Raw genomic sequence first — 17,825 nt, 5'->3', positions numbered from 1 at the left:
AAGCAGTCACCGCGTCACCCTCTCCTTCTGAAGCAGAGACAGCGCGGCGATCAGCGCGGCCTGGTGTTCCGGCCGTACGCCCAGCGACTCCAGCGGCGCCAAGCGCCGCTCCCGTTCGCCGTCCAACGCGCGCTGAAGGTACGTTTCGAGCAGCCGGCCGCCCCGGTCGCGCAGCCGTAGCGCTGCCTGAGCCCCCATCAGTTCCGCGAGCGCATCGCCCGCCGTACGGGCCCGCCGGCCGCCCAGCAGCGTGGTGGCCAGCAGGGCCGCCGCTTCCTCGGGGTCGGCCGCGGCCCTGGTCCGTTCTCCGGCCCGCACGGTCCCGCGCCCCGTACGTACGCCGCGGGCCGCGCGGGCCTCCCGTACGCCCTCCTCCGCCAGTTCCTCCAGGCAGCGCCGCCAGCGCCGTACGACGACGCCCAGGCGGGCTGCCGAGGCCGCCACCTCCGCCACCTCGGCCAGGGGCGCGTCGGCCGACGCGGGGTCCCGGCGCCACGCGTCGGCGGCCCGCTCGTCGGCCTGTTCCACGGCGCAGCGCAGCAGGGAGGTGAGGCCGTGGGTGAGCGCGTCCAGGAGTTCGTCGGGGCGGCCGCCGAGTTCGTGGTCGCGCCAGTGGGCCCGCGCGTCCCCGGACAGCACCTCCCCCTGTTCGATCTCCCGCCGCACCCGTGCCGCCGCCTCCTCGTACGCCTGCTCCACCTGGTCGGCCAGCCGGACCGCGGCCGCGTGCTGGGCGGCGGAGGCACCGGCGAGGGCAGGCATACGGGAGCGCAGCGAGGCGAGGACCCCGGCAGTGGTACGGGCTGCCGCCGCGTTCCGTACCGCGGTGTCCTGGGCGTGCCGCTCCAGCCAGCGCCGCAGCGCCGCGACCGCCGTGGCGGGCAGCAGGCCGCTGCCGCCGCCGGCCGACTCGGGCAGTTCGGGGATGGTGAAGCGGGGCACGTCGCCGAGCCCGGCGCGGGTCAGCAGTGCCGCGTACCGCGCCGAGATGTCGGAGGCGATCTGGTGCGGCACCCGGTCCAGCACCGTCACCAGCGTGACGTCGTACTCCTTCGCCGTACGCAGCAGGTGCCACGGCACCGCGTCCGCGTACCGGGCGGCGGTGGTGACCAGGACCCATACGTCGGCCGCGCAGATCAGCTCGGCGGCCAGTTCCCGGTTGCGCGCGACGAGCGAGTCGATGTCCGGGGCGTCCAGGAGGGCCAGGCCGCTGGGGAGCGCCGGGTCCGTCTCGATGCGCAGGGGCGCCACGCCCGCCGCGCGCACCATGCCCACCGCGCTCCCGGCCCCCGTCGGCCCGCCGGGGCCACGGGCCACGGCCGGGCCGCTCGCGCCCCCGCCGCCTTCGGAAGCCGATTTCCCGCCCGCCCGGGAGTCTCCGCCCTCGTACGGCCCCGCCCCGCCGTACGGCCCCGCCCCGCCGTACGGCCCCGCCCCGCCGTACGGGCCCGTTTCGTCGTACGGGTGCGTTTCGACGTACGCACGCGTTTCGTCGTACGGGCCCGTCCCGTCGTACGCCTCCATGGCGTCGGGGCCGTCCTGCACGGGCACCCGCACCCGGGTGAACTGCGGCAGTACGCGCCGGTCGGCGAACCAGTGCCGGTCGTCCGGATGGCATACGAGCACCGGCGTACGCGTCGTCGGCCGCAGCACGCCGGCCTCGCTGACACGACGGCCGACCAGCGAATTGACGAGCGTGGACTTGCCGGCCCCGGTCGATCCGCCGATGACCGCGAGCAACGGGGCCTGAGGAGAGCGCAGCCGGGGCATCACATAGTCGTCGAGCTGGTCCAGCAATTCGGACCGGGTGCGCCGGGCGCGGGCGGCGCCGGGCAGTGGCAGCGGGAAGCGCGCGGCGTCGACGCGGTCGCGCAGCGCGGACAGAACGTCAAGGAGCCGGGGTTGTACGTCCAAGGTTGCCACAGGTGCAGAATGCCCAATTTTGGCGGGTTTTTGAAGCGTATAGCCCTCTGTGCGCGCCGCGTAAATCGGTACAGAACGGGATCAGCGACGCATGAGGCAGTCGCGATCAGAGGGGCGCAGGCATAACGAGTGCACAACACCCGACGCGTGAGGCGCCAAAAGCGATGCAGAATTCGTACCTGCCTGCGATTATCGGGACCGCTTCACCGAACCTCCACAACGTGCCACGGAGGTGAAGCAACCGGGACGAGGCACACGGAGCCCTATCCTTGTCGGCGGCCCGTGATCCACGCCCACCATCTGGCCCCCGTAGCTCAGTGGATAGAGCAGGTGCCTTCTAAGCACTTGGCCGCAGGTTCGAGTCCTGCCGGGGGCGCACATCCCTCACCGCCGGGCGCCCGTGGGTACGGCGGTGTGAAGACGCCTCGCCGGTCACCGCGTCTTCCGTGACTCTTCGTAGGGCCGTGGCGGCAGGTGCCGACGCGCTACCGCTGCGCGCCCCGCCACCCGCCCGGCGTACGACGTCGCCTACTTCCCCTGCTCGCGCTTCAGCGCCCGGCGTTCGCGGGCGTTGGGGTGGCGGATCACCACGCCCGCCATCCCGACGGAGCCGGTGAGGCGGATCAGCGGGGTGTCCGGGAGCCGGTCGGGGGTGGTCTTGTTCCTGAGGGCGCCCGTGCCGGTGGTGATGCCGTCGGTGTCCGCGGCCCAGCCCTCGGGGATGATCACCGTGACGCCCGCCATCTCGCCGTACACCTCCACCTCGACCTCGGGAAGTCGGCACTCGGTGCGTGTGAAGTCGAGCCGGACGCCGCCCATGCCGCCGTGCGCGGTGATGTGCGCGGGCACCCGCCAGCGTCCCGTACGGGCGGCGCCGTGGAAACCGCCCTTGAGGACCAGCGGCTCGCCCGGGTCCAGTACGGAGGCGGAGCGGGGCAGGTCGGCGGTGAGCGGGGCCAGGTCGGCGAAGGTCTTAGCGGTGAGCGCCTGTTCCAGCCGCTCCTCCAACTCGTCGAGGTCGAGACGGCCCTCGGCCGCCGCCCCCCTGAGCTGCTCCACCACCGCGTCCCGGTCGGAGTGGGAGGCGCGCAGCTCGCCCCAGGCGGCGGGTTCCGGAGTCTTGGCGGTCATGGGGCCGATGATACGAACAAAGGGGCGCCGTAGGGCGCGTGACGATTGCGCTCGCGCCGTCCCGGGGAGCGCGTGAGCGTTCGTCCGCGCCCCATGGGGTGCTGGCACCCAGGCGTACAGGAGGGTTTGCCCCACCACGATCCGGGCCCTGGCCCGACTGTGTTCCGCCGCTCCTCGCACCAGCATGGAGGTCGATCGGCGATCGCCTTCATGACGGACTTCCGGCCGGCCCGCGGCACCCCGCGGGCCGGCCGTGTGCGAGGAGAGGAATGCTGCCATGCCGCGTCCCACCGGAAGACCGGGTGCCGGAGCATGAGCCTGGACGAACGGTCCCGCCCCCGTACCCCGCGCCCCTACCCGGCCACCGGCGGCCCCGACCCGGTCCTGCGTGACCGGGCCGTCGACGGACTGCGGGCGCTGGCGCTGCTGGCCGTGCCGACCGGTCACTGGCTCGTCGGCGGGTTCGTCCGTGACGCCGACAGTTCGCTGCACAACGCCAGCCCGCTGTCCTCGTTCGCCCCGCTGGCGCCGATCACCTGGGTGCTCCAGATGCTGGGCATCTTCTTCCTCGTCGGCGGCTACGCCTCCGTCCTGTCCTTCCGACGCGCCGCCGAGCGGGGCGCGACACCGGGCGACTGGCTGCGCGGCCGCCTGGCCCGGCTGTTGCGGCCGGCCGTCGGCGTCACCGCCGTCTGGGCCGTGCTCGCCGCCGTCCTGTACGCGGCCGGAGTGCCCGTCACGACCCTGCACACGGCCGCCACCCTGGTCGTCCAACCGCTGTGGTTCGTCGGTGTGTACGCGATGGTGACGGCGCTGACCCCGTACTGCATGGCGGCTTCGCGGCGGCTCGGGGGCTGGGCGGCGGCACCGCTGGCGGCGGTCATCGCCGTCATGGACTTCCTGCGCTACGGGCCGTTCGCCGACTCCATACCGTACTGGGTCACGCTGATCAGCCTGATCCCCGGCTGGATGTTCGGCTACCAACTGGGCGTCTCCTGGGGCGAGAAGCGGCTCGGCAGGCGCGGCGCCTGGCTGCTGTTCGCCGGGGGCACGGCACTCTTCGCGCTGCTGCTCCTCGTCTTCCACTATCCGGCGAGCCTGGTCGGCGTCCCCGGCCACGACCGTACGAACTCGCACCCGCCGTCGCTGCTCGTCATCGCCCTGGCCGCGGCGCAGTCCGGCGCGGCGATCCTGCTGCGCGACCGAATAGCGGACCTGCTGCGACGGCCCGCGCTGTGGGCGCCGGTCACGGCCGTCAACCGGTCCGCGATGACGATCCTGTGCTGGCACCAGACGGCGATGCTCGCGATCGCCGTACCTGCCTCCTTCGTCGGTACGACGGTGCAGGGCCTGACCACCGCCCCGGACTTCCCCACCTGGATGGCGACCCGCCTGCCGTGGCTGCCGCTCTTCGCCGTCACGCTCGTGCTCATCGCCCGGGTGGCGAGACGGCTGGAGACGCCGTGGACTGGGGTGTCGCGGGGGCGGCGGGTGTGCGCGGGGGCGCTGGCGGTGGGGTTCGCGGCGTTCGCGCTGCGGTTGACGCTGGTCTAGCAGCGGGGGGGGTGGGGTGGGAAGAGCTGATGAAGCGTGAATGGGAGGTACCACTCCGCGCCGGAGTGGTACCTCCCATTCAGTACGCGTACTCAGTCGGCCATGGCCTCCGCCAGGCTGCGGGGCCGCATGTCGGTCCAGTGCTCCTCGACGTAGTCCAGGCACGCCTGACGACCCTCCGGACCGTACACGCTCTGCCAGCCGGCCGGGATCTCCGCGAACGCCGGCCACAGCGAGTGCTGGTTCTCGTCGTTCGTCAGGACGTGGTACTGCGCCTCCGGGTCTTCGAAGGGGTTCGTCATGCGGGTGACCTCTCGGTGAAGGAGTTACCGGTGAGATTTGGATTATGCGGGAGGAGGCGCCGGTACCGAAGCGCAAGGGAGGGATTTGGGAGTAATTGGGATGGTTCGAGAGGGGCGATGGCCGCCCGATGGCGTGCTGCGATCGCCTCGGGTTCTTCGTACCCCACGGGTTCCCCCGAACCCCTTGAGTCTCCTGCTTCCTCGCCCCCCTCACCCCCCCTGACTCCCCGAACCTCCCGAACTCCTGAACTCCCCGATTCGCAGCTTCTGCCGGGCTCGCGGGCGTCGCTCCCGTGCAGATGTAAGCGCTTACTCCTGGGCTTTCCGCTCGGCTTGTACGGCCGGCCACCCGGCAGTCGTCTCGACCCTCCACGAGCGGACGGACCGGCTCAGCTCACCGCCAGCGAATGCAGATACCGCATCAGCGTCATCAGCACGTCCCGGCTGGAGGACCGCAGCCGGGCGTCGCACTCGACGATCGGCACCTCCGGGGGCAGGTCGAGGGCGCCCCGTATCTCCTCGACGGGGTGGACGGGCGCGTCCGGGAAGGAGTTGATGGCGACGACGAACGGGACGCCGCGTTCCTCCAGGCGCCCGATGACGTCGAAGCTGACCTCCAGGCGGCGGGTGTCGACGAGGACCACCGCGCCCAGCGCGCCGTCGAACAGGCCGTTCCACAGGAACCAGAAGCGCTGCTGGCCCGGCGTGCCGAACAGGTACAGCACCAGTTCCTCGTTGAGGCTGATGCGGCCGAAGTCCATCGCGACGGTCGTCGAGGTCTTGCGCTCGATGCCGACGATGTCGTCCACGCCGACACCGGCCTGGGTCATCGTTTCCTCGGTGGTCAGCGGGCGGATCTCGCTCACCGAGCCCACCAGGGTCGTCTTGCCGACCCCGAATCCGCCCACGATCACCACCTTGACCGCGGCCGCGGCGGTCTCGGGCAGTTCGTCCTCGCTCCGCGGCCCCTGGGCGGGGTGTTCGACGAGCGTCTCAGAGCTTTTGAAGTCCATGGATCACCGCCTCAATAAGGGCACGGTCGGGAAGTTGGGCGGGCGGCACGGGCGCGCGTGCCACCACCCGCCCGTCGGCCAGCAGGTCACCGAGCAGGACGGTGACCACGCTGACCGGCAACTGCAGGTAGGCGGAGAGTTCCGCCACGGAGAGCGGGGAGTGGCACAGCCGGATGATCGACGCCTGCTCCGGCTGCATGCCCGGTTGCGGGCCGGTTTTCGACACGATCAGCGTGACCAGGTCGAGAGAGGTGGTGTGGCCGGAGGCGCCGCTGCGCCCGCCGGTGATCACGTAGAGCCGCTCGGGGCTCTGGTCCTCCCAGTCCTGGTCCGCTCCGCTCATGCCGTGTCCCCGCTTCGCCCTGCCGTGCCCCCGTGCGGCCCCGGCCGCCTGCCGATCCGTTCGCCGCCCTGGATCATGCGCCCTGTCCGTCGTGGCGCGGTGGGCTGCTGAGGTGCTCGCCGATACGGGCCACCAGGTCCCGCATCCGCTGCCCTATCAGCCCGGCGTCCACACCCTCATCGGCCAGGACCGCCAGATAAGCGCCGGCGCCCGCGGCCATCAAGTAGAAGAAGCCACCGTCCAGTTCGATCACGACCATGCGCATCCGGCCGTCGCTGTGCGGAAACTCCGCGGCCACCGCGCCCGCCAGGCTCTGCAGGCCGGCGCAGGCCGCGGCCAGCCGGTCGGCGGTATCGGTGTCCGTACCGTACTGGGCCATGCGCAGGCCGTCCGAGGACAGCACGACCACGTGACGGGTCTGCGGAACGCTCTCCGCGAGGTCCTTGAGCATCCAGTCCATGTTGGGCCGGTGCTGAATCATGGCTACTCACTCTTTTCCGACGACTCGTCACTCTTCTCACTGGCTGCACTTGCGGCACTGACTGAAGTCCCCGTACCGGCCGCGGGGGCCGGGTTGCCGGTCCGGTCGGTGACCGGGCCGGACTGCTCGGCGGGCGGGTCCGGGCGCAGGTGCCCCGGCCGACCCGACGTATCCGTGTTGCCGAAACGTTCCGGCTGGCCCGTCTGCCCCGACGCGTTCGCCTGGCCCGAGGCATTCGCCCGGCCTGACTGCCCCGACTGTCCCGAGTGACTTTCGCCGGACAGACCGCTCTGGAACGCGGCGAGCCACATGCCGGGCTGCACCGGCGCGGCGCTCTCCGTCCCTCCGGTGGAGGGAACGGCGGGCGGGGAGGCGGCGGGAGCCGCGTGCGCACCAGGGGTCGCCGGGGGCACGGGCGCGGTGGCACGGGACTTGCGGCGCCGCTGCGGCAGCCCGTTGGCGGTCCGCTCGGTCACCACGGGGAGGTCATCCTGGGTCTCCTCCCGGACGTCGTCCCGGAACTGCTGGGGCACTGCCGCTGCGGCAGGGGGCATCGACGGCGCGAACGGAGCCGAAGCCGGGGGCTGGGCTTGAGCCTGGGGCGGGAAGCCGTTCTGGGCTTGAGCCTGAGCCGAGAAGCCGTTCTGGGACTGGGTCGGGAATCCGTTACGGGCCTGGGCCGCCGGTACGGACGGGGCCGGTGCGGCGTGCCGGGGGCCGGTGGCCTGCGGGGCCGCGCTCACCTCGCGGCGCTCCGTACGGGCCGTACGCGGGCCGGAGGACGCGCCGATGCCGTGCGCGCGGCCGGTCGCGGCGGCCGTGGTGATCAGGTCCTGCGGAACGATCAGCACCGCGCGCACACCGCCGTACGCGGAAGGCCGCAGCGAAACCTGGAAGTTGTACGCCTGCGCCAGCCGACCGACCACCGCGAGGCCGAGCCGCGGAGTCTCGCCCAGGTCGTTGACGTCGATGCCCTGCTGCGCCTGCTGGAGCATCCGCTCGGCCCGCTTGCGGGCCTCCTCGCTCATGCTGACGCCGCCGTCCTCGATCTCCACGGCGATACCGGACTGCACCTCGACGGCGGTCAGGTGCACCCGGGTCTGCGGCGGGGAGTAGCGGGTGGCGTTGTCGAGCAGCTCGGCGAGGGCGTGGATCAGCGGCTCGACGGCGGTACCGACGACCGCGACCTCCGACACGGAGTGCAGCTCGACGCGCTGGTAGTCGATGATCCGGGACATCGCGCCGCGCAGCACGCTGAACAGCGGAACCGCTCGGCTCCACTGGCGGCCGGGGCGCGCGCCACCGAGGACGGCGATGGAGTCGGCGAGGCGGCCGATCAGGGCCGTACCGTGGTCCAGGCGCAGCAGGTCACCGAAGACGTCCGGGGACTGGCCGTGCCGGTCCTCCATGTCCCGCAGTTCCTGCGCCTGTTGGTGGACGATCGCCTGTACACGGCGGGCGATGTTCACGAACGCGCGCTGGGCGGACTCGCGGAGGTCCTCCTCGCCGACGACGGCGTCGAGAACGGAGCGCAGTACGGCCTGGTGCGCCGCGGTGAACTCGGGCGTCAGACCCGCCTCACGCGCATGACGCGTGATCCGCTCGGTCATCGCGGCGTACACGTCCTCGGGGAACTCGCCGTGACTGAGCCGGGCCACCACCTCGGGCAGCAGTTCCTCGGCCAGCCGGACGGTCTCGGCCTCCTGCCGGCCGAGCGCGGCCTGCTGGGTCGCGGTCCGCTCACGCAGCGCGGCGAGCGCCCGGCCGCGACGGGAGACCTCACCGGTCACCAGCGCGACCGCCACGGTGGCGACCGCGCCGATCCAGATGACCGGCGTGCTCGCCTGCGAGGGAACCGTCGCGGTGGCGACGGCCGCGGCCACCGCGGTGGCCGCGGCGGGCAGTATCCACGCGAGAACCGAGGTAGGACGCGGCCCCTCGGGCGACGATCCTTCTCGAACCATCTGCACCCTAAAACCCTCAAAACATCGACAGATCACAGGACGTCTAGCGGGCCCCAGCTCCCCGTATGGCGCCGCCACAGAGTGACCTGCGGTAACTGCCTTCATACACTGGGCCGGTAGTAGCATAACCGCCTTTGATCAAGGACTGACGCCAGGTCATGACTCGTCAGTAGCGGGCGGATCGGGGCGCTCCGCCAGGGGCGTTGGTCCTTTGTTCGCCCTCTGTCGGCGACGCGTACGGACCTGGCCAAGCGGACCGGCCGATGAGCGAAGAACGCCGCCTCCGCATGTACGTACAGGTGCCGCGCGAGGAGGCTCGCCTTGAGGGCGCCCCTTGGCGGGCTTGGATGAGGCGTCTCGACGGGGTGCGCGGGTGATGATGAGGGCATGACACCCCCGACCCGGTTCCGCATGTACTACGAGGACGAAGACCTGTGGCTGTACTTCGAGACGGACGAGGAGGGCTGGGCAGCCCGCCATATCGAAATCCGCGGAAAGGACGCCCACCCCGTGACGGCTGCCTCCCTGGACGAGGTGCTGCACCTGCGTGACCACGCAGATGTCCCAGCAATGCTCCGCTACGAGCACCGATACGGAGTCCTGGCCGAGGGCTCTCTGGACGGCTGGCAGGACCAGCCCCACGCGGCCGAACTGACGGCGGAAGAGTTCGACTGTCTGTGGACCGAGGCGAGGCGGACTCTGGAGGCTCGGGCTGAACCGGCTGAACCGGCCGGGCTGGCTGGACCGGCTGGATTGGCCGGATTGAGCGGACTGGCCGGACTGGCCGACGAGGCTCCGTAGACGGTCGCTGTTCTCGTGCAGCTCCTGCGTGCTCAGTCCGCCGGCTGCACCCTGGTGCAGCGCCCGCCCGAAGCCGTCGCCCTCCTGGCGTCGACTTACTTCAACGACAACAACGGGAAGTCCCCCGCCCCCTGTCTCAAACTTCGGGACTCGCTTATGGAGCCATTGCGTTAACCGGTCGATCGGAGGCGCCCGGAGGGTGGGCCGGGGGGCGAGCGGTGGCGTGGGGGGGCAGGCGAGTGGTGGCGCTTGCAGGCGGCCGCGTATGCCGAGCGAGTTGGTCCGGGCCGGGAGGCCGCAGGGGTGGGGCGGGCGGGGGTTGCACCTCTGGGCGGGGCCTTCCGGGGGGCCTCCCCCCCGCCCCCTCCCCCTCACCCCCGCTCGTCGGCCCCATATGTGCGCAGCTCAACGGCTGCGGATATGTCCTCGCCCTCTTGGAGCATCGCGGCTACGGCCTGCGGATCGTTCAGCAGGGCGTTGCGGGCGTCGATGGCCTCCTGGGTAGGTGGGGCCAGGAATTCGCCGGCTCGGCGGCCGCCCTCCTGGCACTGTGTGACGAAAGGCCGCAGCAGTTCCTCGTAGCGCGCGAACGCCCGGCCGTGGTCACCGCCGGCCGCCGCCAGTTCGCCCGCGAGGACGTACGCACCCACGACGGCCGACCCGGTGCCCATGCCCCCGACGGTGGCGCCGTACGCCGCATCGCCGAGCAGGGCTATTCGGCCCGTGGACCAGCGTGGAACATCCACCCGGCTGATGGAGTCGAAATAGAGCCCGTCAGCGCCCCATACCGTCTGCGCCAATTCCTCCGTCCGCCAGCCGCCTCCCTCGTACGCCCGGGCTATCAGCTTCTTCTGTCTTTCCGTGTCCCGTCGGTCGTAGGTCAGCTCATCCGAGGCGAAGACGCAGAACGTCTCGCCCGCATATCCCGGCTCGTCCGCCCGCCTGGCCGTACGGCCCGCGCTGATGAACCGGCCGGGCTCGTTGTAGCCCACGGGCCGGGATCCGAAATCTCTGCTCTCGGCCGGTAGGTCCCAGCCCGCTATGTAGTAGCCGAGGTGGCTGACGAACTCTTCCTCCGGACCAAAGGCGAGCCGCCGCACGGTGGAGTGCAGGCCGTCCGCGCCGATCACGAGGTCGAATGTGCGCGGGGCTTCCCGTTCGAAGGTGACGTGCACACCGTCCGCCATCTCGGTCAGGGAAGCTATGGAATCGCCGAAGACGTATTCGACAAGCGGCGCACCCGCTTCGCCTCCCTTCTCCGGGAGCGGTTCGGTAGCACGGTCCTCCGGCCCGTCAGCGCGGCCGTGACCGTGACCGTACAAGCTGTGCTCATAAAGGATGTGAGAGAGGTCGGAGCGGAGGAGCTCCACTTCTCCTCCGGCGAACTCCGGTGGTAGCGCGGCAATTTCACGTTCGCGCTCGTCAATAAAGCTCATCGGGCTGCCGCCGGTGCGATGCCGCCGGATCTCGTCCAGCACCCCCATCCGCTCCAGCACCGTCAGACTCGCACCGCCGCGGAAGTCGACCGCGAATCCACCGCCGCGCAGCGCCGGGGCCATCTCGATCACGGTCGGGCGGTACCCGTAGCGCCTGAGCCAGTACGCCACGGCCGGGCCGGCGACGCTAGCCCCCGAGATCAGCACGGTCGGTCCGCCGACCGTGCACGTCGTTTCGTACGCCATCACACGCTCCCCACGTTGAGTCGTCACTGCGACATAAAAAACTGTATCCGCCGGACACTGTTTTGTATACCCCGGACACAGTTTTAGGATGCGGAGGTGGGCGAAGACGGGACGAGCAAGAAGATCCAAAAGAGCCGGAAGAGCCGGGACGCCGAGGAGAGCAGTGGGCGGTCCGGGCAGGTCCCGGAGGTGGCGGCCGATGTGTTCGCCGAGCAGGCGGGAAGCATCGAGTTGCTGTGGGGCGGTCGCGGGCGGCCGAGCCGCGGCCCCAAGCCCGCGCTGAGCCTGGACCGGATCACGCGGACGGCGATCGCGCTCGCCGACGCGGGCGGGCTCGCGGCCGTCTCCATGCAGCGGATCGCGGGCGAACTGAACTTCACCAAGATGTCCCTCTACCGCTACGTCCCGGGCAAGACCGAGCTGGTCGCCCTCATGATCGACACCGCGATGGGCGAGCCGCCCGCCCTGCGCACCGACTCGGACTGGCGGCCCGCGCTGCGCGAATGGGCCGACAGCCTGTCCGCCGTCCTCCACCGCCACCCCTGGCTGCTGCCGGCGATGATGGGCTCCCGCGTCATGGGCCCCAACGAGCTCGGCTGGGTGGAGAGCGCACTCGCCGCTCTCGCCGACACCGGCCTGGACGGGGCCGAGAAGCTGGACGCCGTGGTCGTGATCAACGGCCACATCCGCACCCTGGCCCAGGTCGCCGCGTCCATGGGCGTGGGCAGTACGCGGACAAAGAGCCCCGAGCAGGTCATGAGCGCGGCGCTGAACGAACTCCTCGCCGGCCGTTCCGACCGCTACCCCGCACTCACCGCCGCCGTCGCGTCGGCAGCGGCCGACGACTCCCACGACCAGGCACTCGAATTCGGCCTGGAGCGGATCTTCGACGGCCTGGAGAGTTTCATGACCCGTCGAGCGGCGCAGCGCCCCGAGGCCGAGCCCGGATCAGTGTCCGGCACTCCCTGAGACGACTGTCCCGTGTCACCGAAGTTTGATCTTTGCCACCGAAGGTTGATCATCAGTAAGTTCGTGCCATCGAAGTTTGATCGGCATGGGGTGCTGGTGATCAGGGGTGGCGGTGGGGGAGCTTGCGGACGCGTACGCAGATCCAGACCTTGGGGCGTTTGACCTGGGGTTCTTGGAGGATGGTGTACGGGTCAGGCGGTCGCTTGCGGCTTGCTGGGGCGTCCGTTTCGAGCGGGCGGCGCCGGTGCGTCCGTTCCGCTGGCCCCAGGGCGGGAGGAGCTTTGCGGGTTGGTACTTCTGCGCGACCACGGGTGAGCACATCGGCTACGAGTCGTGGCTGGAGCGGGACCGGCTGATCCTCCTGGATGCCGATCCGCAGGTGACGGGGATCGCGTCGCAGCCGTTCTGGCTGCACTGGCACGACGGCCGGCGGCGCCGGCACGCTCCTGACTACTTCGTACGCCTTGCGAACGGGCAGGGCCGGGTGGTGGATGTCAGGGCCGCCGATCGTGTCGATGAGGCGGCGGCGGAGGCGTTCGCGGCAACGGAGCGGGCCTGCCGGGCGGTGGGCTGGGAGTTTGTCCGGGCCGGGGTCGCGGATCCGGTGCCGATGGCGAACATGCGGTGGCTGTCGCGCTATCGCCGACGGCGGTGCCTGCGCCAGGACGTCGCCGGTCGGCTGCTGGAGGTCTTCAGCGAGCCGCAGCCGTTGCGTTCCGGGGCCGCGGTGGCGGGTGATCCGCTGGTGGTCTTGCCGGTGCTGTTCCATCTGCTGTGGTCCGGCGCCCTGGTGACGGACATGATCTCGCGGCTGTTGGGTTCCGACTCCGTGGTCCACACGGCAAGGGGGCAGTGATGGGACGGCTCAAGCGGCCGGAGGGCCTGGCGGTCGGGGAACGGGTGCGGTTCGACGGACAGGTCCGTCTGGTCCTGGCGGTTTCGGGCCGGTCGGTGACGCTGTCGGACCTGGGCGGCACACCGCGGGCTGTTCCGCCGGCTGTGCTGTTCGCCGACGGTCAGTTCGAGGTCGTGGACAGCTCGGGACGGAGGCCGCTGCCGCCGGTGTCCCTGCTGGAGACGCTGCCGCAAGCGGTGCTGGAGAAGGCCCTGTGGTGGGAGGGCCACATCCTGGAGGTCCTGCATGGCCTGCCTCCGGACGCGGATGCGGGCACGGAGCCGAAGCCTCAGTACGCCCCGTCGCGTTCGCTGACCGCACGCGAGCGTGCGAAAGCTGCCGAACTCACCGGGGAGGGGCACAAGGTGACCGCGGGCACCGTTGCAAACTACCGGCGCCGCTACGAAAAGGACGGGGTCATCGGTCTGGCCGATCACCGGCCGGTCCGCAGGACGCCACGGTACGGCGCGGTGGACGACGCGGTGGTGGACGCGATGCGCCAGGCGATCAGCGAGGCCACCGACGCCTCGACCCGCACCGGCACCTTCCTGCTCTGGCGGACCGAGCAGATCCTCAAAGCCGATGAATCCGGCCAGGAGACGAAGCTGCCCTCACGCCGCACGCTTTACCGGCTGCTGGACAAGCTCACCACTGGCACCCACACCACCGGCTCGGCGAAAACCCGCAGATCACGGGCTCATGGGGCGACCGCTCCGTTCGGCGAGTTGCCCGCGTTCGCGCCGGGCGAGGTGATGCAGATCGACTCCACCCCGCTGGACGTGCTGGTTCGCCTGGACGACGGAGTGGCCGGCACCGTCGAGCTGACCGGCATGGTCGACGTCGCGACCAGGACGGTGACCGCGGCGGTGCTGCGGCCCACGACGAAGGCGGTCGACGCCAGTGTGCTGCTGGCTCGCACGGTCACCCCGGAACTGATGCGGCCGGGCTGGGTCGACGCCCTGCGGATGTCCCGCTCGGTGCTGCCGCACCGGCGGCTGCTGCCCCTGGACGAGCGCCTGGAGCACGCCGCTGCCCGGCCGGTGATCGTCCCCGAAATGATCGTCTGTGACCACGGCAAGGCGTTCATGTCCCGCAACTTCCTCGCGTCCTGCCGCTTCCTTCAGATCGATCTCCAGCCCGCGCATAAGGGCTCGCCCTTCGAGAAGGGCACGATCGAGAAAACGCTCGCCTCCGTGGGCACCCTGTTCACCCAGTTCCTGCCCGGCTTCACCGGCAATACGACCGAGCATCGCGGTCGGCACTTGGAACAGCAGCCTCTGTGGTCCCTGCTGGAACTGCAGGAACTCCTGGACGAGTGGATCGTTGCCCACTGGCAGAACCGCCCGCACGACGGGCTGCGGGACCCAGTCAGCCCGGGCCGGTCGTTCACGCCCAACGAGAAGTACGCCGCACTGGTCGAAGCCTGCGGCTACGTCCCGGTCGCGCTCAGCGGCGACGACTACGTCGAACTGCTGCCCTCGCTTTGGCGGGCGGTCAACGACTACGGCGTCACAATCAAGCGCCGCACCTACGACAGCCCGGCCCTGGCCGGCCTGCGCCGCCAGCACTCCGGCATCAAGGAGAAGAAGGGGCTGTGGGAGGTCCACCACGATCCCTACGACGTCTCCCGGATCTGGGTACGCGACCATCACGCGGGCAGCGGCTGGATCGAGGCCACCTGGAAGCATCTGCACCGCGTTCCGGTCCCCTTCGGTGAACTGGCCTGGGACCACGCCTCCCAGGGCCTGCCCGAGGCGACCGAGGCCGAGATCGCCAACGCGGTCGCCGCCCTGCTGGCCAAGGCCCATGCCGGCCCCGGCCAGCAGGCGAAACCGAAGCGGACCGCTCGCGACAAGCGGGTCACCGCCCGCACCCGCGCCGCCGGGCCCGCCGCTCCTCTCCCCGCGGCCCCGGCCGAGCCCGAGCCCGCCGTCCCGCAGGCGCCCGGCGAGGACACCGAGCCGCTGGCCGAAGTGATCCCGCTGGGACTGTTCAATCCACTCGAAGATCCATGGAGACGCTCGTGACCTCTGCCGGCCACATAGCCGACGCCGCCGTGAACACGGCGGACGATCAGGCCGGGTTCCAGCTGACCACTCGGCAGGGATGGCGCCGCTTCACCGCTGACGCGCCCGCACCGCCCGCGCTGCTGAGCGCGGAGAAGTACGAACGGCTGGAACCGCTGGAGCGGCAGATCTACGACGAGAATCGGCTCGACCATCATGCCCGGCTGCGGGTGGTCGCCACTTCCGCAGTCCGCCACACCGTCACCTGCGGCCGCCGGCTGGTCCTGCTCAACAAGCATGCGATCAGCGCCCGCCGCGGCCTGATCGTGTCCGGCCCCGCCGGCACCGGCAAGACCATCGCCATCACCCAGCTCGGCCGGGCCCACGAACTTCTCGACCAGGCCCGCCACCCGCACGCCACCGACCGCATCCCGGTCGTTTACATCACCGTCCCGCCTGCCGCGACCGCCCGCATGGTCGCGGCCGAGTTCGCCCGCTTCCTCGGGCTGCCGGTCCGCCGCAGTTCCAACATCACCGACATCATCGAGGCCGTCGTCGGCGTCTGCACCGACACCCGTACCGGACTGGTCCTGGTCGACGAACTCCACAACGTCTCCCTCACCAGCCGCACGGGGGCCGAAGTCGCCGACACCCTGAAGTACTTCTCGGAGCGGATCCCGGCGACGTTCATCTACGCGGGCATCGACATCGAAAACTCCAACCTGCTGTCCGGGACCCGCGGCCAGCAGATCGCCGGCCGGTTCACGCTCATCCCCACCACCCCGTTCCCCTACAACACGGAATGGCAGGGCCTGATCGCCACGCTGGAAAGCACCCTTCTCCTGCACCACCACACGCCCGGCACTCTCGCCCGCCTGGACCGCTACCTGCACGACCGGACCGGCGGCATGATCGGTGCCCTGTCCCACGCGATCCGCGGAGCCGCGATCGACGCCATCCTCACCGGCAGCGAAGCCATCACCAAAGACTCTCTCGCGGCCATCCCGCTGGACCACTCCGCGCAGTCCCTGGCCCACAGCCCCATCAAGGTCCGCCGGTGAATCACCACTCGAACAGACCGCTTGCCCCGCTGCCGATCAACGTCCGCCCCCGGCTCGGCGAGACCACCATCCACTACGTTCAGCGTCTCGCCCGCGCCAACCACCTCAAGCCCAGCTACCTGCTCAGCATCCTCACCATGCCGTCGAACACCAAGACCGGCAGGGTGAAGCTGGACAGGCTGGCCACCCTGAGCGGACGCACCACGGACGTTCTGAAGAACACGCTGGCGGACACCGCTCCGGCCCGTCCCACTCGGGTGTATATCCACACCAAGGCCACTATTCGCATCGAACAAACCGCTTCCAGCAAGGCCCGCAGCCACGGGTTCAACATCGTGGGACAGATCAAGGAAGACGCCCGCAGGAACAAGGGCACTCTGCGGCAGATCGCGGACAAGTGGGGGCTGCCACGCTGGCTCATCAGGAGAATCCTCAGCCCCCACTTCCCCGAGCGGACCTCTGCAAGGTCAACGCTCTCTGAGCGCCTCTACTCCCAGCTCGTTGGTTACCACGAACAGGGCAAGACGGCTTATCAGGCATGGCACGACCTCTTCGACAACCAGGACACCTGGGTCCCCGTCTCCTCCCTCCAACAACGCTTTCGGCTACTCGACCTGGAACGGAGAACAGCCCGAATGGATCAGTGACCCAGGCCACTCGAACTTCGGTGGCACAGGACACCCACTGCTACCCCACCGCAGCGGCACCGCGGCCCGCCGAACTCGTCCAGGCCGCGTGAGCAGCCATGCCGGCACCCAGGATTCAGGGCAGGGTGGGGGCCTTGTCGGTGTCCGGGGGCGGCAGGGTGGTGGTGCCGTCGACGATGTCGCGGGCGAGGTCGACCAGGCGCAGGTGGTGGTGGCGGGCGTGGGCGCGCAGGCGGTGGAAGGCGGTGTCGGGGTCGGTTTCGTGGCGGGCGGTCAGAAAACCTTTGGCCTGTTCGATGACGGTGCGGGTGTCCAGGGCCTTTTCGAGCTGGGCGCGGACGGTGCGATGCTCGTCGAGGGTGGTCTGCTGGAGCAGGGAGATGGCGGTGGCGTCCGCCAGGGCCCGGGCCAGGTGCCGGTCGGCTTCCAGCAGCGGGCCGGGCGTGCGGCGGAAGAGGTTCAGCACGCCGAGGGTGTCGCGGCGCAGCCGGATCGGGGTGGCGTGCACGGAGGTGTAGCCGGCGCGGTGGGCGCGGGCACTGAAGCGTGGCCAGCGCGGTGAAGGTGACGCGGTGAAGGTGTGGTCGACGGGGACGGCCTTGTCGAAAGCGGTGCAGCAGGGGCCTTCGGCGGCGTCGAGTTCGAAGAGTTCGACCAGGCGCACGCGTTCGGAGGAGGCGGCGACCAGGCGCAGCGGCCCGCCGGGCACGGCGAGCATGACACCGGCGTCGCCGATGTCGAGCAGGTCCATGCAGTGTTCGGCGACGCGGTAGAGGAACTCGGCGGGGTCGAAGTCGTCGACCAGGGTGTCGGCCAGGTCGATCAGCGCGGCGGTGATCCGCGCCTCACGCGGCAGCCGGGGCGGCCCGTTCGACGAAGACGGATCATCCGGCGGGGGAAAAGGCGAACTGGTCATGACGGCCTCCGGTCGGGACGGTGCCAGCAACCGGGGCCGGAAGCACGCTACGGGGGCTGGGTGGAATACCACCCGCCGAGGCGCTGACCTACCGCCAAACTACTCCCCTCCAGGAGCGCGAACCAGCCACACGGCAC

The 17,825-nt window shown here is 70.6% G+C and carries 16 protein-coding genes and 1 tRNA gene; 8 read left to right on the top strand and 9 right to left on the bottom strand.

The features are described 5' to 3' along the window. Positions 1 to 6 precede the first annotated feature (6 nt). Entirely contained in the window at positions 7 to 1,914 is a 1,908-nt protein-coding gene (locus CP984_RS26515) for a dynamin family protein (RefSeq protein WP_003980090.1), read from the bottom strand. Between the two features lie 312 nt (positions 1,915 to 2,226). Between CP984_RS26515 and CP984_RS26510 the strand changes: the two genes are divergently transcribed. After that, positions 2,227 to 2,299 (top strand) — tRNA-Arg (locus tag CP984_RS26510). A gap of 152 nt (positions 2,300 to 2,451) precedes the next feature. On the opposite strand, the gene CP984_RS26505 is transcribed toward CP984_RS26510, so the two are convergent. Continuing rightward, on the bottom strand, positions 2,452 to 3,054 hold the full coding sequence (locus tag CP984_RS26505) for a DUF1707 SHOCT-like domain-containing protein (protein WP_003980091.1): 603 nt from the start codon (positions 3,052 to 3,054) through the stop codon (positions 2,452 to 2,454). A gap of 312 nt (positions 3,055 to 3,366) precedes the next feature. Here CP984_RS26505 and CP984_RS26500 point away from each other — a divergent pair, with 312 nt between their 5' ends. Further along, a complete protein-coding gene (locus CP984_RS26500; protein WP_003980092.1) occupies positions 3,367 to 4,608 on the top strand; it encodes an acyltransferase family protein in 1,242 nt (413 codons plus the stop codon). Between the two features lie 92 nt (positions 4,609 to 4,700). Here CP984_RS26500 and CP984_RS26495 read toward each other — a convergent pair whose 3' ends face one another. The 5 genes from CP984_RS26495 to CP984_RS26475 all read right to left on the bottom strand — a co-directional run bounded on the left by CP984_RS26495 (position 4,701) and on the right by CP984_RS26475 (position 8,711). Continuing rightward, on the bottom strand, positions 4,701 to 4,910 hold the full coding sequence (locus CP984_RS26495) for an MbtH family protein (protein WP_003980093.1): 210 nt from the start codon (positions 4,908 to 4,910) through the stop codon (positions 4,701 to 4,703). Positions 4,911 to 5,299: 389 nt separating this feature from the next. Continuing rightward, entirely contained in the window at positions 5,300 to 5,923 is a 624-nt protein-coding gene (locus tag CP984_RS26490; RefSeq protein ID WP_003980094.1) for a GTP-binding protein, read from the bottom strand. Continuing rightward, the gene (locus tag CP984_RS26485) at positions 5,904 to 6,266 is read right to left on the bottom strand and encodes a DUF742 domain-containing protein (protein ID WP_003980095.1); all 363 of its coding nucleotides are present in this window, start codon (positions 6,264 to 6,266) and stop codon (positions 5,904 to 5,906) included. The genes CP984_RS26490 and CP984_RS26485 overlap by 20 nt, the downstream gene beginning before the upstream one ends. Positions 6,267 to 6,339: 73 nt before the next feature. Then, entirely contained in the window at positions 6,340 to 6,747 is a 408-nt protein-coding gene (locus CP984_RS26480; RefSeq protein WP_003980096.1) for a roadblock/LC7 domain-containing protein, read from the bottom strand. A 2-nt stretch (positions 6,748 to 6,749) separates the two neighbouring features. Further along, a complete protein-coding gene (locus CP984_RS26475; protein WP_078575604.1) occupies positions 6,750 to 8,711 on the bottom strand; it encodes a sensor histidine kinase in 1,962 nt (653 codons plus the stop codon). Between the two features lie 387 nt (positions 8,712 to 9,098). On the opposite strand from CP984_RS26475, the gene CP984_RS26470 reads away from it, so the two are divergent. Then, complete coding sequence (locus CP984_RS26470) at positions 9,099 to 9,512, top strand: hypothetical protein (protein ID WP_003980098.1); 414 nt, start codon at positions 9,099 to 9,101, stop codon at positions 9,510 to 9,512. Positions 9,513 to 9,883: 371 nt separating this feature from the next. Here the strand turns inward: CP984_RS26470 and CP984_RS26465 are convergent, their stop codons facing one another. Beyond that, positions 9,884 to 11,194, bottom strand: a complete 1,311-nt coding sequence (locus tag CP984_RS26465; RefSeq protein WP_003980099.1) for an FAD-dependent monooxygenase — start codon at positions 11,192 to 11,194, stop codon at positions 9,884 to 9,886. Between the two features lie 96 nt (positions 11,195 to 11,290). Between CP984_RS26465 and CP984_RS26460 the strand changes: the two genes are divergently transcribed. From CP984_RS26460 to CP984_RS26440, 5 genes are all read left to right on the top strand, one after another. Beyond that, on the top strand, positions 11,291 to 12,163 hold the full coding sequence (locus CP984_RS26460; protein WP_003980100.1) for a TetR/AcrR family transcriptional regulator C-terminal domain-containing protein: 873 nt from the start codon (positions 11,291 to 11,293) through the stop codon (positions 12,161 to 12,163). 106 nt (positions 12,164 to 12,269) lie between these two features. Further along, on the top strand, positions 12,270 to 13,019 hold the full coding sequence (locus CP984_RS26455) for a TnsA-like heteromeric transposase endonuclease subunit (protein ID WP_003980101.1): 750 nt from the start codon (positions 12,270 to 12,272) through the stop codon (positions 13,017 to 13,019). Next, positions 13,019 to 15,085 carry a Mu transposase C-terminal domain-containing protein gene (locus CP984_RS26450; RefSeq protein ID WP_003980102.1) on the top strand — a complete coding sequence of 689 codons (2,067 nt, stop codon included), beginning with the start codon at positions 13,019 to 13,021 and terminating at the stop codon, positions 15,083 to 15,085. The genes CP984_RS26455 and CP984_RS26450 overlap by 1 nt, the downstream gene beginning before the upstream one ends. Beyond that, positions 15,070 to 16,125, top strand: coding sequence for an ATP-binding protein (locus tag CP984_RS26445; protein ID WP_003980103.1), 1,056 nt, complete (start codon positions 15,070 to 15,072; stop codon positions 16,123 to 16,125). The genes CP984_RS26450 and CP984_RS26445 overlap by 16 nt, the downstream gene beginning before the upstream one ends. Then, entirely contained in the window at positions 16,122 to 16,772 is a 651-nt protein-coding gene (locus tag CP984_RS26440; RefSeq protein WP_003980104.1) for a TniQ family protein, read from the top strand. Before CP984_RS26445 ends, CP984_RS26440 begins: the two co-directional genes overlap by 4 nt. A gap of 115 nt (positions 16,773 to 16,887) precedes the next feature. Here CP984_RS26440 and CP984_RS26435 read toward each other — a convergent pair whose 3' ends face one another. Further along, positions 16,888 to 17,688 carry a GAF and ANTAR domain-containing protein gene (locus CP984_RS26435; protein ID WP_003980105.1) on the bottom strand — a complete coding sequence of 267 codons (801 nt, stop codon included), beginning with the start codon at positions 17,686 to 17,688 and terminating at the stop codon, positions 16,888 to 16,890. Positions 17,689 to 17,825 lie beyond the last annotated feature (137 nt).

It is taken from the genome of Streptomyces rimosus (assembly GCF_008704655.1).
GTDB lineage: Bacteria > Actinomycetota > Actinomycetes > Streptomycetales > Streptomycetaceae > Streptomyces > Streptomyces rimosus.
The sequence above is the reverse complement of the archived record's forward strand: the minus strand, read 5'-3'. Positions and strand labels throughout refer to the sequence as shown.

What these genes read in the sequence shown, in the direction of transcription:
- CP984_RS26470 (WP_003980098.1), top strand. Translation starts at nt 9,099, where the DNA reads ATGACACCCCCGACCCGGTTCCGCATGTACTACGAGGACGAAGACCTG.
- CP984_RS26500 (WP_003980092.1), top strand. Translation starts at nt 3,367, where the DNA reads ATGAGCCTGGACGAACGGTCCCGCCCCCGTACCCCGCGCCCCTACCCG.
- CP984_RS26490 (WP_003980094.1), bottom strand. Translation starts at nt 5,923, where the DNA reads ATGGACTTCAAAAGCTCTGAGACGCTCGTCGAACACCCCGCCCAGGGG.
- CP984_RS26450 (WP_003980102.1), top strand. Translation starts at nt 13,019, where the DNA reads ATGGGACGGCTCAAGCGGCCGGAGGGCCTGGCGGTCGGGGAACGGGTG.
- CP984_RS26445 (WP_003980103.1), top strand. Translation starts at nt 15,070, where the DNA reads ATGGAGACGCTCGTGACCTCTGCCGGCCACATAGCCGACGCCGCCGTG.
- CP984_RS26435 (WP_003980105.1), bottom strand. Translation starts at nt 17,688, where the DNA reads ATGACCAGTTCGCCTTTTCCCCCGCCGGATGATCCGTCTTCGTCGAAC.
- CP984_RS26480 (WP_003980096.1), bottom strand. Translation starts at nt 6,747, where the DNA reads ATGATTCAGCACCGGCCCAACATGGACTGGATGCTCAAGGACCTCGCG.
- CP984_RS26505 (WP_003980091.1), bottom strand. Translation starts at nt 3,054, where the DNA reads ATGACCGCCAAGACTCCGGAACCCGCCGCCTGGGGCGAGCTGCGCGCC.
- CP984_RS26465 (WP_003980099.1), bottom strand. Translation starts at nt 11,194, where the DNA reads ATGGCGTACGAAACGACGTGCACGGTCGGCGGACCGACCGTGCTGATC.
- CP984_RS26485 (WP_003980095.1), bottom strand. Translation starts at nt 6,266, where the DNA reads ATGAGCGGAGCGGACCAGGACTGGGAGGACCAGAGCCCCGAGCGGCTC.
- CP984_RS26475 (WP_078575604.1), bottom strand. Translation starts at nt 8,711, where the DNA reads ATGGTTCGAGAAGGATCGTCGCCCGAGGGGCCGCGTCCTACCTCGGTT.
- CP984_RS26495 (WP_003980093.1), bottom strand. Translation starts at nt 4,910, where the DNA reads ATGACGAACCCCTTCGAAGACCCGGAGGCGCAGTACCACGTCCTGACG.